This window comes from Alcaligenes sp. LTN-3, assembly GCF_059735605.1.
This window is the reverse complement of the sequence record NZ_JCAPDN010000002.1, coordinates 66,943-81,249: the sequence shown is the minus strand read 5'-3', so window position 1 is coordinate 81,249 and position 14,307 is coordinate 66,943. Positions and strand designations below refer to the sequence as shown.

The following is a 14,307-nucleotide window of genomic DNA, read 5'->3' as shown; positions in this document are numbered from 1 at the left end:
CCCAGGCGGGTCAGCGCGCGCCTAGGAGCGCATTGTGATACGCATTCAAGACGTGAACCTGATCTACGGTCGTCATACCGAGCGCGAGACTCAGGCACTGAAACAAATCAATCTGGACATCCAGGACAACGAAATCATTGCCATCGTCGGCGCCTCGGGCTGTGGCAAATCCACGCTGTTGCGCCTGATTGCAGGCTTGTTGATGCCCACCAGCGGCACCGTCAGCATCGATGATGAAATCGTTGCCCACCCTCGTCAGGACACCGGCATTGTGTTCCAGGCTCCCACCCTGGTGCCTTGGGCCAATATTCTGAACAACACGCTCTTGCCCTCCAGCATCATGGGGCGGCTGGATGATCAGGCTCGCAGCCGCGCCACACGCCTGCTGACCACCGCCGGTCTGGGCAATTTTCTGCACCATCACCCCAAGCAATTGTCCGGCGGCATGCAACAACGCGTGGCCATTTGTCGCGCGCTGGTCCACAACCCCAAAGTGGTGCTGATGGATGAGCCTTTCGGCGCACTGGACGCGCTGACCCGCGAAACCATGACACTGGAACTGCTGCGCCTTTGGTACGAAGACCCCAAAACCATTGTGTTTGTGACGCACTCGATTTCCGAAGCCGTCATGCTGGGCCACCGTATTGTGGTGATGTCGCCACGCCCCGGCCAGATTAGCGAAATTCTGGATGTGAACCTGCCCCGCGAACGCGACTTTTCCCTGGTGGGCACGCTGGAATTCACACGCTGTGCCGCCGCCGTGCGTGAACTTATTTTCCAACACGAGGTGGCTTGATGAGCGAGCAAACTCAAACCCTGGTCGCCGCGCCCGTGCGCAAGCGACGACTGCGCCTGCGCGATTTCAATGAAATTACCGTCCCGGCCATCACCCTGATTGCCGTGGTCATTCTGTGGGAACTGGCCAGCCGCCTGTTTGATATCCCTGAATACCTGGTGCCTGCCCCCTCGCGCATCTGGGCCGATTCCATGCAAATGAAAGAGGCCATGCTGATGCACACGCTGGTGTCCACGCGCACCATCATGCTGGGCTTTTTGCTGTCCATTGTGGTGAGCTTCCCGCTGGCCGTGCTGATTACCTACTCGCGTTTTTTCGAGCAGGCGATTTACCCGCTGCTGATTCTGACTCAGTCCATCCCCAAGGTGGCCCTGGCCCCGATTCTGGTGATTATCTTTGGACCTACTGAGCTGCCGCGTGTCGTGGTGACTTTTTTGGTCGCGTTTTTCCCGCTGGTGATCTCCATGACCGCTGGCCTGCTGGCCGCCCCGCCCGAGCTGATCGAGCTGGTCCGTGCCTGCCGTGCCACCCGTATGCAAGAGTTCTTCCGTATCCGTCTGCCCTTTGCCGTGCCCTTTATTTTCTCGGGCCTGAAGGTCGCCATCACCTTGTCCGTCGTCGGCGCGGTGGTGGGTGAGTTTGTAGCGGCCGACCAAGGCCTGGGCTACCTGATCACCACCTCCACCGCCTTCTTCAAGACGCCAGTGGCCTTTGGCGCCATGGCCATCTTGTCGGTGCTGGGTATTGTGTTCTTCCAGGTGATCTCTGCCGCCGAACGCATCCTGTTCCCTTGGGCAATCAAAGACAATCGGAGCGGATCATGACATCCCCTTATACGGTCATCCGTGGGGGCCTGGTGCTGGCTCACGCTCACGCCAAAGCCGAGCTTTTGGACATTCTGATCAAGAATGGCGTGATCGAAGCCATGGGACCGCCCGGCCTGCCCGCCCCCTTTGACACCACGGTAGTGCAAGCGGATGACCAACTGCTGCATCCCGGCCTGATCAACGCCCACACCCACGGCCACGGCACCTATGCCAAGGCCATGGGGGATCGCTGGTCACTGGAACTGTTGTTGACAGCAGGCCCCTGGATCAATGGCGACCGTCATCTGGAAGACAAGTACCTGAGCACGCAGCTAAACGCGGCAGAAATGCTGCTCAAAGGCTGTACCGCCAGCTACGACCTGTATTCTGAGGTCCCCGTCCCCACGGCGGAAGGCATGAATGCCGTCGCCCAGGCCTATATGGATGCCGGTATGCGGGCCACCGTCGCCCCCATGATGGCGGACCTGTCTTTTTACCAATCCGTGCCCGGCCTGATCGACGCCCTGCCGGAAGAACTGCAGAAGTTTGTGGCCCAACTGGCACCCCAGTCGTTTCGGGCCACGCTATCGGGTCTGACAGACTTTCTGGACCAGCAGCGCAACCCCGAGCGCATTCGCGTGGCTTTGGCGCCAACCATTCCCATGCTGTGCTCGGACGAGTTCCTGCAAACCTGCGGTGAAATCAGCGCAGAACGCACTATCGGCCTGCACAGCCACGTTGGCGAGTCCTATGTGCAAGCCCTGACCGGCATGAAGCGTTATGGCACCACTATTGTTCAGCATCTGGACACGCTGGGCCTGATCTCGCCCCGCTTCACCCTGGCGCACGCCATCTGGCTGGACGAACGCGATCTGGACATTCTGGCCTCGCGCGGCGCCATGGTGGCCCACAACCCCGGCAGCAATATGCGTTTAGGTAATGGGATTGCCGATGTAAACGCCATGCTGGAACGCGGTATTACCGTGGGCCTGGGCACGGACGGCTCAAACAGTGGCGATAACCAGAACATGTACGAAGCCATGCGTCTGGCCTCTTTCTCGTCCAAGGTGCGCGGCCCGGATACGGAACGCTGGGTCACAACCGAACAAGCGCTGTATGCAGCGACGGAGGGCAGTGCCCGCTGTCTGGGCATGGGCGAGCAGTTGGGGCGTCTGGAACCGGGCCGCAAGGCCGACATCGTGTTTCTGGATCTGGGCCATATCAACTGGATTCCGCGTAACAACACGGTCAACCAATTAGTGCATCTGGAAGACGGCCTGGCGCTGCGCCATGTGATGGTCGACGGCCAGTTTGCCGTGCGCGACCGACAGTTAACCCAAGTGAATATGCCGCACCTGCGCCAGCAAGTGGAGCAGGCCCAGGAACGCATCACGCGCAACACCTATGACAAGCGTCACATCACGGAAAAACTGGCCAAGGCGGTGGGCTCTTTCTGCCTGTGCCTGGGCCATGACCGCTATCACGTACAGCGCTGGGCGCACTCCAAGCAAGACTTAACATGACGTTATGTTTTACCGATAAATAGGCATACGACATTCATGATTGAATTTGCTTCAATCATAGAAACGAACACGATTACGGACACGCGACATGCGCGGGCCCGAGCCATCCAAGGAGGAAAATAATGAGCGACTTCGATCTGGTAGTACGAGGAAATATTGTTGAGCGCGACCGCATCATCACGGACGGCTGGCTGGCCGTGCGGGAAGGTCGCGTAGCAGCCCGTGGCGTTGGCGCGGCCCCCTCGGCCCGCGAGCACGTAGATGCGCGTGGCATGTGGGTGATGCCCGGCGTGCTGGACGGCCAGGTGCACTCGGGCAGCCAGGCCAATCAGGAAGGGCTGGGCTGGGCCTCGCGTGCGGCCGCCGCCGGTGGCGTGACCACCATGGTGGAAATGCCTTACGACGATCCCGAACCCGTTGCCTCCCGTCCGCAACTGGACGACAAGATTGCCCGCATTGAAAGTGACTGCCACGTGGACGTGGCCTGCTACGGCACCCTGAACGACCAGCATGGTTTGGAAGCGGCGGCAGGCCTAATTGAAGGCGGCGTGTGCGGCTTCAAATTCTCTACCTTTGAAGCCAGCCCCAACCGCTTCCCGCGCGTGGAAGAAGACATCCTGATGGAAGCCTTCCGCCTGATCGCCCCCTCCGGCCTGGCTTGCGGTGTGCACAACCAGGACCAGGAACTGACTCGCAAGAACATCAAGCGCATGGTCGAAGCTGGTGATACGGGCTGGGACGCATTCTTGCGCGCCCACACACCTTTGATTGAAAACCTGGCCACCAGCGCTATTTACGAAATCGGTGCCCAGACCGGTGCCCGTGCCCACGCCGTGCACGTGTCCCTGTCGCGCGGTTTTGAAATCTGCAATATGTACCGTCAGGCAGGCCACAAGGCCTCGATTGAAACCTGCGTGCAGTACCTGATGCTGAACCACGAAGAGCACACCCGCCGCTTCGGTGCCAAGACCAAGCACTACCCACCGATTCGCCCCAAGGCGGAAATGGATCTGCTCTGGACCCACATTGCCAACGACGAATGTACCTTCGTGTCCTCCGACCACGTGAGCTGGGGCCTGGAGCGCAAGCAGTTTGACAATGTGTTCCAGAACTCCTCCGGTGGTCCTGGTCTGGAAACCCTGCTGCCCGCCTTCTGGACAGGCTGCGCCGAGCACGGCATTTCCCCCACCATGGTCGTCAAACAGTTGTGCTGGGGCCCTGCTCAACACTTTCTGCTGGAACACCGCAAGGGCTCGCTGAATGTAGGAGCAGACGCCGACATCGTGATCGTCAAACCCGAAACCTACCGCTTTGACCCGTCCAACAGCCTGTCCGCCGTGACCTGGAGCTCCTTCGAGGACCGCGAGTTCCAAGTACGTGTGGAAGCCACCTATGTGCGCGGCCAACTGGCCTGGGACGGCAAAACCGTGCGTAACGCGGCGGGCGACGGTCAGTTCATCCGTCCGCACAAAGCAGGCGAACTGTCATGAGTCTGGCCATGCCCTTGCTGAACCAGGAGCGTCTGTGGCGCAGCACTCAGGAGCTGGCCGCGTTCACGCTACCCGACCAGCCCTGGACCCGTCGCGCCTTCTCCGATCTGTTTCTGCAATCGCGTCAGTGGTTGCTGAAACAGTTCGAGGAAGCGGGCCTGACAGTACGCGTGGATGCCGCCGGCAATCTGATCGGTCGCCGCGAAGGACGCAAGCCCGGTCTGGCACCGATTACGACCGGCTCGCACTGCGACACCGTGATGTATGGCGGGCGCTACGACGGCATTATCGGCGTACTGGCCGGGCTGGAAGTCGCCCGTTGCCTGAACGAGCAGAACATCCAGCTAGACCACCCTTTTGAAGTGGTGGATTTTCTGTCTGAGGAACCTAGCGACTATGGCGTGTCCTGCGTAGGCAGCCGCGCCATGGGCGGAGTTCTGTCCGAGGCCATGCTGGCCGAACGCAATCCACAGGGCGAAACACTGGCACAAGGCATTGCCCGTATCGGTGGCCGCCCCCAGGAACTGGCCCAGGCCCGTCGTGCACCCGGTGATACTGCCGCTTTTGTCGAGTTGCATATCGAACAAGGGCCGGTGCTGGAATCGCGCAGTCTGCCCATTGGTGTGGTCAGCAATATCGTGGGCATTTGCCGCCACCGCATCATCATCACGGGTCGTCCAGACCATGCTGGCACCACACCCATGGACATCCGCCGTGATGCCCTGGTCGGTGCCAGCCTGATCATCAATGCAGTGGACCGCAAGGCTCGCCGTGCGCTGGGTGGGCCAGACTATCTGGTCGCTACCATTGGCAACCTGAACCTGACGCCCAACGCCTCCAATGCCGTTCCCGGACGCGTAGAAATGATGGTGGAAGTACGCAGCGACCGTCAGGAGCTGATGCAGAACTTTACCGAAGAACTGCTGGCCCAGCTGCGCCCGGAAATCGAGGCCATGGGCCTGGGTCTGGACGCGGCGCAAGTCAGCCTGGCCAAGCCCACAGACTGCACGCCGGATGTGATGAACATTATCGAGCAGGCCGCCAGTGCGTTGGGATACCAGAGCATGGTCATGCCTAGCGGAGCCGGTCACGATGCGGTGTACATGGCACCCAGCGGCCCCATGGGCATGATCTTCATTCCTTGCCTGAATGGCCGCAGCCATTGCCCCGAAGAATCCATTACTTCCGAGCAGCTTTTGGACGGTACGCGGGTTCTGTATCAGACCGTTGTCATGTTGGACCAGAGGAACTGACATGGACTGGTCCTGTGATCAGCTCAGCGAACGCGAACGCTACCGCTTGTTGGTCAACACCGTGTTGCCGCGCCCCATTGCCCTGGTCACAAGCTGCGACCAGCAGGGGCGCGTGAACACGGCCCCTTTCAGCTTTTTCAATGTGATGGGTTCAGCGCCTGCCGTGCTGGCACTGGGCCTGGAAAACGATGCGCACTCTGCCGATGGCCTGAAGGACACCACCCGCAATATTCTGGCCACCGGCCAGTTTGTGGTGAACCTGATCAGTGCCAAGCTGGCACACGCCATGAATATCTGCGGCATTGCCTACCCGACCGGGCAGGCCGAGCATCTGCAAGCGGGCCTGGATCTGGCCCCCAGCGTGCAGGTGCAGCCGCCCCGTATCGCCCAATGCCCAGTGCAGTTTGAGTGCCGTTTGCACACCGCGCTGGACCTGGGCCCGCTACGCCATATCGTCATTGGCGAAATTCTGCATATGCACTGCGATAACACCATCCTGACGCCTGAAGGGCGCATTGATATAGACGCGTACGACCCGATCGGGCGCCTGCATGGTTCTGACTGGTATGTCGGCCTGCAGGGCCGCTTTCAGTCAGAAAAATTAAGCCACCCAAACGGGCCACCGCCCACCCAAACATAACAACATCATGAACCGTCGCCCTCATATCTACGTTCTGAACCCCAATTCCAGCCAGATCGTAACGGACGGCCTGGACCGTGCTGTCCAGCCTTTGCGTCTGTCTGATGGCCCGGCCATCTCCTGCCTGCGCCTGCCTCAAGGCCCGGCAGGTGTACAAAGCCAAACCGATATCGACTCCCTGATTCCCCACCTGCGCGCCCAGGCCCTGAGTGTCAAAGAAGACGCCGCTGCCTATGTGGTGGCCTGCTTTAGCGACCCCGGCCTATACACCTTGCGCGAAACGGTGAATGTGCCTGTATTGGGCATTGCCGAAACCGGCGTGCTGACCGCCTTGTCGCTGGGCCAGCGCTTTGGCGTGCTGTCCATTTTGCAGACCTCCATCCCGCGTCACCTGCGTTACTTTGGCGCGATGGGTGTGACGGACCGTTTGGCAGCCGATCTGGCTATCAATATGGGCGTGTCGGAACTGGCTGATGAGAAAAAAACCCTGCAATGCCTGACGGAAGTGGGCCAACGCCTGCGTGATGAGCACGGTGCCGATGTTGTAGTGCTGGGTTGTGCTGGTATGGCCAATCAGCGCGAGGCGTTGGAACAGGCTTTGGGCATTGCTGTCGTGGAGCCTACGCAGGCCACTGTTGCAGCTGCCTTGGGCCGTTGCTTGTTAGGCTGGTAAACCTTGATGAGCAATACACAGCAAGCCGGCTGTCTGGCAACCGCGCAGCGGCTGCTTCAGGCACGATACGAGAATCGCCCTATCGAGGACTGGCCCGAGGCGCTGCGCCCTGTGTCTTTTGATCAGGCTTATCGCGTTCAAGCCATGCAAATGGACGCCTTGGGCCCCCTAGGTGGCTGGAAAGTCGGCGCGGCCAATAGCGTAGCCCCGCCTACCTGCGCCCCCCTGCCCCAACGCTTTCGTTACGCCAGCCCCAATGCACCTGCCGCTGAAAGCCTGTCTTTGCGAGGCATAGAAGTGGAAATCGGCCTGATTCTGGGCCAGGACTTGCCACCCGGCCAGACACCCTATTCCTTAGAGCAAATCTGGCAGGCGATCAGCCAGGTTTGTGTGGCAGTCGAGATTGTCGAATCGCGTTTTGTGCAGCGTGACACCGTGGGTCGTCTATCCACCCTGGCCGACCTGGCCAGCCACGGTGCGCTGGTCCATCAGGCGCAAGGGATCGCCGCGCAGGATATGACACTGCTGCAACCTGAATGGGCGCGCCTGCAAGTGGGCCAACAGCCCGCGCTGCAAGGCCCGAACCAGAATCCGGCCGGCGAGCTGACACGGCTGCTGATCTGGCTGGCCAATCAGGGCAGCCACCATCTTGGCGGGCTGCAAAAGGGTCAGGTCATCATTACCGGCACGTGCCTGCCCATGCTGTATGCCGCTCCCGGCGACCGGATTCAGGCCGCCATTCAAGGGGTTGGTGAGCTGGACTTTATCTGTGCATAAAAGCACAAAGCCAGCGTCCAAAACGGCGCTGGCTTTGCCTGACAGAGCCTCTCATCAGGCAGCACAAGCCCTGCACTGCTGTTGCAGGGAATGCCGCGTGCAAAGCCGATTTGCCAATAGTGACGGGCCTTGGGAGACAAAGACCCAAGCATCAGACCATGCGATACACATCAAGCCTGATATTGCAGATGAATCAGTGGATAAGGCCTGCCCTGATCGTCCACAGGCGAGCGGCCAACCCGCTTGAAGCCCATTTTTTCGTAGAAGCCCACGGCTTGCCCATTCTGTTCATTCACATCGGTGGTCATGGTGGGATGCAGGCTCAAGCCGTGCAGTACCAAAGCCTTGCCCATACCCGTTCCCCGGCTGTCCGGGTCCACAAACAAGGCCTGCATATGGCCTTCATCAATCAGCATGAAAGCCAGCGGGTAGTCCGTCTCGTCCACCGCCAGCCACAAGCTGGCCTGAGGCAGAAAACCGCAGACCAGTTCATCAATTTCCTGACGATCCTGAGCGGATAAAAAGTCGTGTGTAGCATCAACGGCCTTGCGCCAGATTTCAACAGCACGTTGCCCGTCCTCCGGGCGCGAATGGCGAATATTCATCATCTTTCCCTTTTAGGGGTTCATCTGGTTTTCACAGCAGGGGGATCACGCCTAACAACCACGCACTGGCTCTGCCTGGCCTGTACTGTCCGCCGAAACCGGCCGGGCTTCCAGAAAAAACAGACGTCGCAAATGCTGCTCGGCTTGTTCCGGGCTCAGTTGCGTAGACTGGGTCAGCAACATATTGGCTAGGCCGTCATACAAGGCGGACAGCCGCAACGCGGTACCTTCAGGATCGGGCGCTTGCCACAGTCCTTGTTCGGTCCCGAGTCTCAGGTAGGAGGCCAACTGTTCCAGCATCCGGCGTTGTACCCGTGTCATCACCACCGCCAGTGCCGCATCGGTTTTGGCCAGGTCGGCAGCCTCCAGCCACAAGAACCAGTAAATGCGATTGTTCTGTTCAAAGGCACTGTTCAGGTAACTTTCCATCAAGGCCTGCGGTTCTTGCGAGGCTTGCGCCTCCTGATCCAGCAACTGGTCAAAAATCTCGCCCCAGGCATCGGCCCGTAATTCGGACCAACGAAAGTAATGATTTAACAGCCCACGGCCCACCCCCGCCCGCTCGGTCACCATGCGGGTGGTCGCAGCACGTACCCCCACTTCCATCAAAATCTGGGCAGCGGCCTGTCGAATTCGCGTGGCACTGTCTTCTTTTTCACTCATCACCTGTCCCCTATTGACACATTGAGCAATCGCTCAATATTATGACATTGAACAAGCGCTCAAACAATAAACACCTATGTCTTCGGCCTCTCGCAACTCCTCCATCGACCTGATTCGCACCGCTGCCCTGATTGGCATTTGTGTCGTGAACCTGCCCTATCTGGCACTGAGCGACAGTGACCCGATAAACATCTCCACCACCTATGACCATACCGCTGCCTTCCTGATCGAATTTCTGTTTCAGGGCAAATTTTTCCTATTGTTCTCGCTGATTTTTGGCTGGGGCATCGAAATCCAGGCACGCTCTGCCGAACGTGCTGGCGTTCCCCTGAGCCGCCGTTATTTTCGTCGCATGCTCGGCCTGGCCGTGCTGGGTTGCTTGCACGCAACCCTGGTATTTACTGGCGATATCCTGCTGCTTTACTCGGTGTTGGGTGTGCTGATCTGGCCGCTGCGCACGCTCTCTGCGCGTGGGCTGGTCAAGGTCGCCTTGCTGATGGTGCTGATAGAAATTATCAGTATTGGACTGATCGTTTACCTGCTCTCCAGTACAGAGGACATGGCCCCGGTTTACTCCCTGGGTGGAGCCTTCTCCGAAGCCACGCTGGCGCGCCTGAAAGAATGGCCGAATGCCTTCGCTTTCATGTTCCTGTATCAAGGCCCTTTGGCGTTCGGAGCCATGTTGCTGGGACTGGCTGCAGCCAAAAGCAATTTCTTTACACATCGTAGTGCAGGACAACACAAGCTGGGACGCGCCCTGCCCTGGCTCTTGCCGCTGGCTTTGGCCATCAATTGTTTTAGCGCCCTGGTGGCCTACGAAACCAACCTGATGGGACTGATTGGCCTGCTCAGCATTGCGATAGGTGCCCCCATGCTGTCAGCCGTGTATCTCTATCTATTGCTGCGCTGCGGGCAATGGTTCAGACTGCCCAATGTCTTGATTGAAGCAGGCCGCAATTCGCTGAGCGCCTATGTGACCCAAGGCATTTTGGCCGGGCTGATTTTTAGCAGCTATGGCCTGAATCTGTTTGATGTTTTTGGCAATGCCGCACTATTGCCAATCGCCATTGCACTGGCTCTGCTGGCCATGATTTTGACGGGCCTGATTGCCCAGCACTGGGGGCGCGGCCCGCTGGAAGCGGTGCTACGACGCATCACCTACGGTGCCCAAAAAATCAGATAGCACGCTGACACCACCCCAAATCGTTTTTTGCTCTCTATTATGTGTACTGGAAATACGAGGACGGCAAAAATGAATTGCCACTACGCCACAATAAAATCAGGAGTGATGTCCCATGAGTAACAATGAAATCACTTGGTCCAATGGCCAATGGAGCGACACCAGCGCGCCTTTGATTGGCGCCACAGATCATGCTTTCTGGATGGCCACGACCGTATTTGACGGTGCCCGTTCCATCCACGGCCATACTCCGGATCTGGATCTGCACTGTGAGCGCCTGAACCGCTCGGCCATCACCCTGGGTATGGAACCCGTGATGACGCCCCAGCAAACCGTGGACCTGGTGCATGAGGGCCTGAAAAAACTATCCCACTCCACGGATTACTACATCAAGCTGCTATATTTCGCGCCCGGCGGTTTCATCCAGCCCGATCCAGCCACCAGCCAATTGGCCATTCATATTTTTGAATCCCCCATGCCGGAAGACAGCGGCTTTAGCGCCACGTTCAGCGAATTCCTGCGCCCAGACCCCTCCATGGCTCCCACCGATGCCAAGGCGTCCTGCCTGTACCCCAACACCCAACGTATCTTGCGCGATGCCAGCGCACGGGGTTTTGACAACGCCATCGTGCTGGACTCCAAAGGCAAGGTAGCCGAGTTTGCCGTCGCCAACTTGTGGATTGTGCGTGACGGCGTCGTGCTGACGCCCGAACTAAACGGCACATTTCTGAACGGCATTACCCGCCGACGTGTCATGCAACTGCTGCGCGACGATGGCCTTGACGTACGTGAAGTCAGCCTGACACCGCAAGACGTGCTGGATGCGGACGAGATATTCAGTACCGGCAATTACGGCAAGGTCCTGCACTGCAATCGCATTGACGATCGCCACTATGCGCACGGCCCGGTTGAGACCCGTGCTCGCGAGCTGTACATGGCTTATACCGAGCGCAACTAAGTCTCAAGAGGTAGCCAAGCGGCCACCTACATTACTGAAAAATAGGCAGTGCGCCCAATGAAAAACGGCTCATTATTGAGCCGTTTTTATTTTTATACGACGGGAGAAACCGGGCTATCGCCCTGCCCCAAATCCGGCGCTTGGTCCCCTTCTGCTTGCGCTTGTGCCTGCTTCATCTGATTGAGCAGGCTATGCAGCATCTCGGTCGACAAGCCGTGCAGCACCAAGCGGTAGCCTGCTCGCAAGGTCGACATAGGCACCAAAGGATGGCCATTGTTGAGCAGAATCAGGTGCTCGGGCGCCTGCAGGATCTTGGCAGCATAAATCCCGATCGTCTCGTCCAACTGCAAGGAATTGGCCGCACGCCAGAAGTCGTTATCGGTCAGCAGCAACTGATACAAGGGCGTGAACAGTTCAATGGCGCTTTGCAGATCCATCTTGTTCAGCGGGCCTTGCGGCATGTCGTCCAGCGCCAGGGGTATGGGCTGGATCATGGAAAAATCCACCCGCTCCGGCGGGCCGATTTCCTGATTATTGTCCCGCAAGGTCTGATTGAGCCGGATCACGAAATTGAACAGATTCAAATCGTGCTTCACAAAAGTGTGATCACGCAATTCGTCGATGTTCATGGGCGTGAGCGGCGAAGTCGGCACCTGGGTGGGCGAGTTGGCGGCGATAAAGGCCAGCACCTGTGAACCCAGATGGAAGTGGCGCAGAATCAGCCAGTTGGCCTGTGGCGAGACAAAACGCTTCAGGCCCCACACCAGAATGCGGTGCAGCAGGCCCGAGTGCGACCATTTGCGTGGCAAAAAGGTTTTAACGACTTGAATCAGCACAATCATCAGGCGTGCCAATGGCCGCAAGAACGGCAGCAGATACTGACGCGATGAGGAACTGGAGTCGGTCAGCCAGGCCTGCTTGACCTCGTCAGGCAGGGGCGTGCTGCGATCCAGATATAGGGCCCGCCAGGGATTGGGATCCTGCGGGTCATGCGGTTTGCTTAAAAAATCCGGGATTTGATCCATGACTTAACACTCTTTCGCGTATTGGAACTGCATCAGGTACAGGGCGGCGGTGCGACGTGCGGTTTCAATAATAATCTGCTCGGCGCGGCCTGTTTCATCGCAATCCAGAGCCAATTCCACCGCCACCAACCAACGGGCCAGGTGATGCTCGTCGTTCATGCCGTGATAGTGCAGGAAACGGTACATATTCGGTTCCAGCGACAGCGAGGATTTCAGCAGGGGCAACAAAGCGGGCACAATGCGTTGGCCTGTGCCTTCAATAATATAAATCGCCCCCAGCAAACCGATCGGGTCCTGACTGGCCGCCAAGGCATGCAGGTAAGAATTCAGAGCCTGACCACCGGGATTACGAGTCAGTTGCTCGATCTCGGTCGCGGTGCCACCCGCATATTGATAATCCTCGAACAGAATCTTGAAGTCGTCCTGCTCTTCGCCTGCGTGCAGACGAATCAGCTCGGCCAGCGGTGCGTAAGTGGGCGACAAGGAGTCGCAGGCTTCGCGCATCCACTTGGCCCCTTCACGCACTTGGGGAATCCAGTCTGCCATCCACTTTTGATAGTCCTGCATGCGAATCGAGCCATCATGCAGGCTGCGCAGCAAAGGCGTACGCCACACTTGGGAACGATAGTCATGCCAGATGGGGGCCAATTGCGTCAGCAAATCGCGCAAGCCTTGCGGGGCCGTGGCCGGATCGTGCGGGGGAGCAATATCCACCTGCTCGCAGGACGCAGCTACCGCTTGCTTGGCAGACGGGTAGGACACGGTTGGGGCCGGCGCATCGCAGGCTTCCACTTCCAGCAGCATGTAGGCCGTCATGAAGCGGCCCGACTCGGGCACGTAACACAGGATTTGCTCGCCGGGCGTCAAGGTCCGATCACGCATGAACTCGGCCAGCATGATCAGAATGGATGCGGCTCCTGTATTGCCGCGCCAGCGCAGATTGCTGTACCAACGTTCGGCCGGGATACCCAAGCCAGCCTGCTCCAGCAAATCGGCCACTACAGGCATGAATTTTTCGGACGAGTAATGGCACAGGAAGTGGCTGATGCGCTCGGGGTCGACCCAGCCATCGCGCACCAGCTTCACGTACTCGTGAATGCCGATGTCAAACAAGTGCGGCAGCAGTCGAATGTCCTGGCGCAGGGACAAGGCACCGGCCTGTTCAGCGTCGGCCCAGGAGTCGTAATCCAGATGGCTGCGCGTGGAGTCGCGGGCGGCACCTAGCTGCATGCAAACGGGGTAATCACCCGAGAAGGATTTTTGATGAATCCAGCGCAGACGCAAACGCACGCCGGGCTGGGTGGTAGGCAGCACCTGATCCTGGTGGCTAAGCAAAGCCGCACCGGCGCCATCGGACAGCATCCAGCGCAAAAAATGCGCGTCGAAGTCTGCCTGATAATCTTGTGATGCAAAACGCGAGCGGCGAAACAGGCGCGAAGGCATTTCGCTGGCCACCGCCATGCCATGGCGATGCGCCCCCAACTCGATACCTTGGGCAACCGTCTGCAAAGCCGTGACTCCTGCGGCGCAAATCCCGTGTACGGAATGCACTTCCAGCGGGGGGGCCGCCAGTTCCCCTTGAATCGCATTAGCAAAGCCGGGCATCAGCAAATCCCCCCCTGATGAGCCGCTGGCCAGCAGGCCAATGTCGCTCATGCTCAAACCCGCCTGCTCCAGGCAACGGCGAATGGCATTGGCGGCCATAGCCGTATTGCTCCAACGCGTACTGCCATCTTCACCAATGGCGTAGTAGCGCTGTTGAATGCCGTTCTCGGCCAGAATGCGCTGCTTGATACGCCCCGAAATACGATTCAAGGGGGCAATAAAGTTATCCATGGCGGTGTTATCGACCGGCTCGCCGGGCATAAACCACTGGGCCTGATGGATAACAACGTGCTCAAAGGCCACGGGCATAGAA

At 58.7% G+C, this 14,307-nt stretch carries 14 protein-coding genes; 10 read left to right on the top strand and 4 right to left on the bottom strand.

Annotated features, from left to right (window positions below):
• The first annotated feature begins 34 nt into the window (after positions 1-34).
• From AC6I6N_RS08590 to AC6I6N_RS08555, 8 genes are all read left to right on the top strand, one after another.
• A complete protein-coding gene (locus AC6I6N_RS08590; RefSeq protein ID WP_108728254.1) occupies positions 35-796 on the top strand; it encodes an ABC transporter ATP-binding protein in 762 nt (253 codons plus the stop codon).
• Entirely contained in the window at positions 796-1,620 is an 825-nt protein-coding gene (locus AC6I6N_RS08585; RefSeq protein ID WP_094195406.1) for an ABC transporter permease, read from the top strand. The genes AC6I6N_RS08590 and AC6I6N_RS08585 overlap by 1 nt, the downstream gene beginning before the upstream one ends.
• Positions 1,617-3,125, top strand: a complete 1,509-nt coding sequence (locus tag AC6I6N_RS08580; protein ID WP_108728255.1) for an amidohydrolase family protein — start codon at positions 1,617-1,619, stop codon at positions 3,123-3,125. Before AC6I6N_RS08585 ends, AC6I6N_RS08580 begins: the two co-directional genes overlap by 4 nt.
• 122 nt (positions 3,126-3,247) lie before the next feature.
• The gene (gene ertD, locus AC6I6N_RS08575; RefSeq protein WP_094195404.1) at positions 3,248-4,615 is read left to right on the top strand and encodes a hydantoin-5-propionate amidohydrolase; all 1,368 of its coding nucleotides are present in this window, start codon (positions 3,248-3,250) and stop codon (positions 4,613-4,615) included.
• The gene (gene ertE, locus AC6I6N_RS08570) at positions 4,612-5,868 is read left to right on the top strand and encodes an N-carbamyl-l-glutamate amidohydrolase ErtE (RefSeq protein WP_497943421.1); all 1,257 of its coding nucleotides are present in this window, start codon (positions 4,612-4,614) and stop codon (positions 5,866-5,868) included. The genes ertD and ertE overlap by 4 nt, the downstream gene beginning before the upstream one ends.
• A gap of 1 nt (position 5,869) precedes the next feature.
• A complete protein-coding gene (locus AC6I6N_RS08565) occupies positions 5,870-6,508 on the top strand; it encodes a flavin reductase family protein (RefSeq protein WP_249460953.1) in 639 nt (212 codons plus the stop codon).
• 7 nt (positions 6,509-6,515) lie between these two features.
• Positions 6,516-7,181: an aspartate/glutamate racemase family protein gene (locus AC6I6N_RS08560; RefSeq protein WP_497943420.1), complete on the top strand. Its 666-nt coding sequence runs from the start codon at positions 6,516-6,518 to the stop codon at positions 7,179-7,181.
• Positions 7,182-7,187: 6 nt separating this feature from the next.
• Positions 7,188-7,958 (top strand): fumarylacetoacetate hydrolase family protein, encoded by a 771-nt coding sequence (locus AC6I6N_RS08555; RefSeq protein WP_497943419.1) that lies wholly within the window; start codon positions 7,188-7,190, stop codon positions 7,956-7,958.
• A gap of 170 nt (positions 7,959-8,128) precedes the next feature.
• Here the strand turns inward: AC6I6N_RS08555 and AC6I6N_RS08550 are convergent, their stop codons facing one another.
• Together AC6I6N_RS08550 and AC6I6N_RS08545 are read right to left on the bottom strand one after the other, a co-directional pair.
• Positions 8,129-8,566 (bottom strand): acetyltransferase, encoded by a 438-nt coding sequence (locus AC6I6N_RS08550; protein WP_497943418.1) that lies wholly within the window; start codon positions 8,564-8,566, stop codon positions 8,129-8,131.
• A gap of 48 nt (positions 8,567-8,614) precedes the next feature.
• Entirely contained in the window at positions 8,615-9,226 is a 612-nt protein-coding gene (locus AC6I6N_RS08545) for a TetR/AcrR family transcriptional regulator (protein WP_199827852.1), read from the bottom strand.
• Positions 9,227-9,302: 76 nt separating this feature from the next.
• On the opposite strand from AC6I6N_RS08545, the gene AC6I6N_RS08540 reads away from it, so the two are divergent.
• Together AC6I6N_RS08540 and AC6I6N_RS08535 are read left to right on the top strand one after the other, a co-directional pair.
• Positions 9,303-10,409, top strand: coding sequence for a DUF418 domain-containing protein (locus AC6I6N_RS08540; RefSeq protein WP_108728263.1), 1,107 nt, complete (start codon positions 9,303-9,305; stop codon positions 10,407-10,409).
• 112 nt (positions 10,410-10,521) lie between these two features.
• Complete coding sequence (locus tag AC6I6N_RS08535) at positions 10,522-11,364, top strand: branched-chain amino acid aminotransferase (RefSeq protein WP_108728264.1); 843 nt, start codon at positions 10,522-10,524, stop codon at positions 11,362-11,364.
• Positions 11,365-11,456: 92 nt separating this feature from the next.
• On the opposite strand, the gene AC6I6N_RS08530 is transcribed toward AC6I6N_RS08535, so the two are convergent.
• Both AC6I6N_RS08530 and AC6I6N_RS08525 read right to left on the bottom strand, forming a co-directional pair.
• Positions 11,457-12,389 (bottom strand): DUF6999 family protein, encoded by a 933-nt coding sequence (locus AC6I6N_RS08530; RefSeq protein ID WP_125277340.1) that lies wholly within the window; start codon positions 12,387-12,389, stop codon positions 11,457-11,459.
• Between the two features lie 3 nt (positions 12,390-12,392).
• Positions 12,393-14,303: a beta-ketoacyl-ACP synthase III gene (locus tag AC6I6N_RS08525; protein ID WP_094195394.1), complete on the bottom strand. Its 1,911-nt coding sequence runs from the start codon at positions 14,301-14,303 to the stop codon at positions 12,393-12,395.
• Between the last annotated feature and the right edge of the window lie 4 nt (positions 14,304-14,307).

What these genes read in the sequence shown, in the direction of transcription:
- AC6I6N_RS08540 (WP_108728263.1), top strand. Translation starts at nt 9,303, where the DNA reads ATGTCTTCGGCCTCTCGCAACTCCTCCATCGACCTGATTCGCACCGCT.
- AC6I6N_RS08580 (WP_108728255.1), top strand. Translation starts at nt 1,617, where the DNA reads ATGACATCCCCTTATACGGTCATCCGTGGGGGCCTGGTGCTGGCTCAC.
- AC6I6N_RS08550 (WP_497943418.1), bottom strand. Translation starts at nt 8,566, where the DNA reads ATGATGAATATTCGCCATTCGCGCCCGGAGGACGGGCAACGTGCTGTT.
- AC6I6N_RS08560 (WP_497943420.1), top strand. Translation starts at nt 6,516, where the DNA reads ATGAACCGTCGCCCTCATATCTACGTTCTGAACCCCAATTCCAGCCAG.
- AC6I6N_RS08565 (WP_249460953.1), top strand. Translation starts at nt 5,870, where the DNA reads ATGGACTGGTCCTGTGATCAGCTCAGCGAACGCGAACGCTACCGCTTG.
- ertD (WP_094195404.1), top strand. Translation starts at nt 3,248, where the DNA reads ATGAGCGACTTCGATCTGGTAGTACGAGGAAATATTGTTGAGCGCGAC.
- AC6I6N_RS08555 (WP_497943419.1), top strand. Translation starts at nt 7,188, where the DNA reads ATGAGCAATACACAGCAAGCCGGCTGTCTGGCAACCGCGCAGCGGCTG.
- AC6I6N_RS08585 (WP_094195406.1), top strand. Translation starts at nt 796, where the DNA reads ATGAGCGAGCAAACTCAAACCCTGGTCGCCGCGCCCGTGCGCAAGCGA.
- AC6I6N_RS08545 (WP_199827852.1), bottom strand. Translation starts at nt 9,226, where the DNA reads ATGAGTGAAAAAGAAGACAGTGCCACGCGAATTCGACAGGCCGCTGCC.
- AC6I6N_RS08530 (WP_125277340.1), bottom strand. Translation starts at nt 12,389, where the DNA reads ATGGATCAAATCCCGGATTTTTTAAGCAAACCGCATGACCCGCAGGAT.
- ertE (WP_497943421.1), top strand. Translation starts at nt 4,612, where the DNA reads ATGAGTCTGGCCATGCCCTTGCTGAACCAGGAGCGTCTGTGGCGCAGC.
- AC6I6N_RS08535 (WP_108728264.1), top strand. Translation starts at nt 10,522, where the DNA reads ATGAGTAACAATGAAATCACTTGGTCCAATGGCCAATGGAGCGACACC.
- AC6I6N_RS08525 (WP_094195394.1), bottom strand. Translation starts at nt 14,303, where the DNA reads ATGCCCGTGGCCTTTGAGCACGTTGTTATCCATCAGGCCCAGTGGTTT.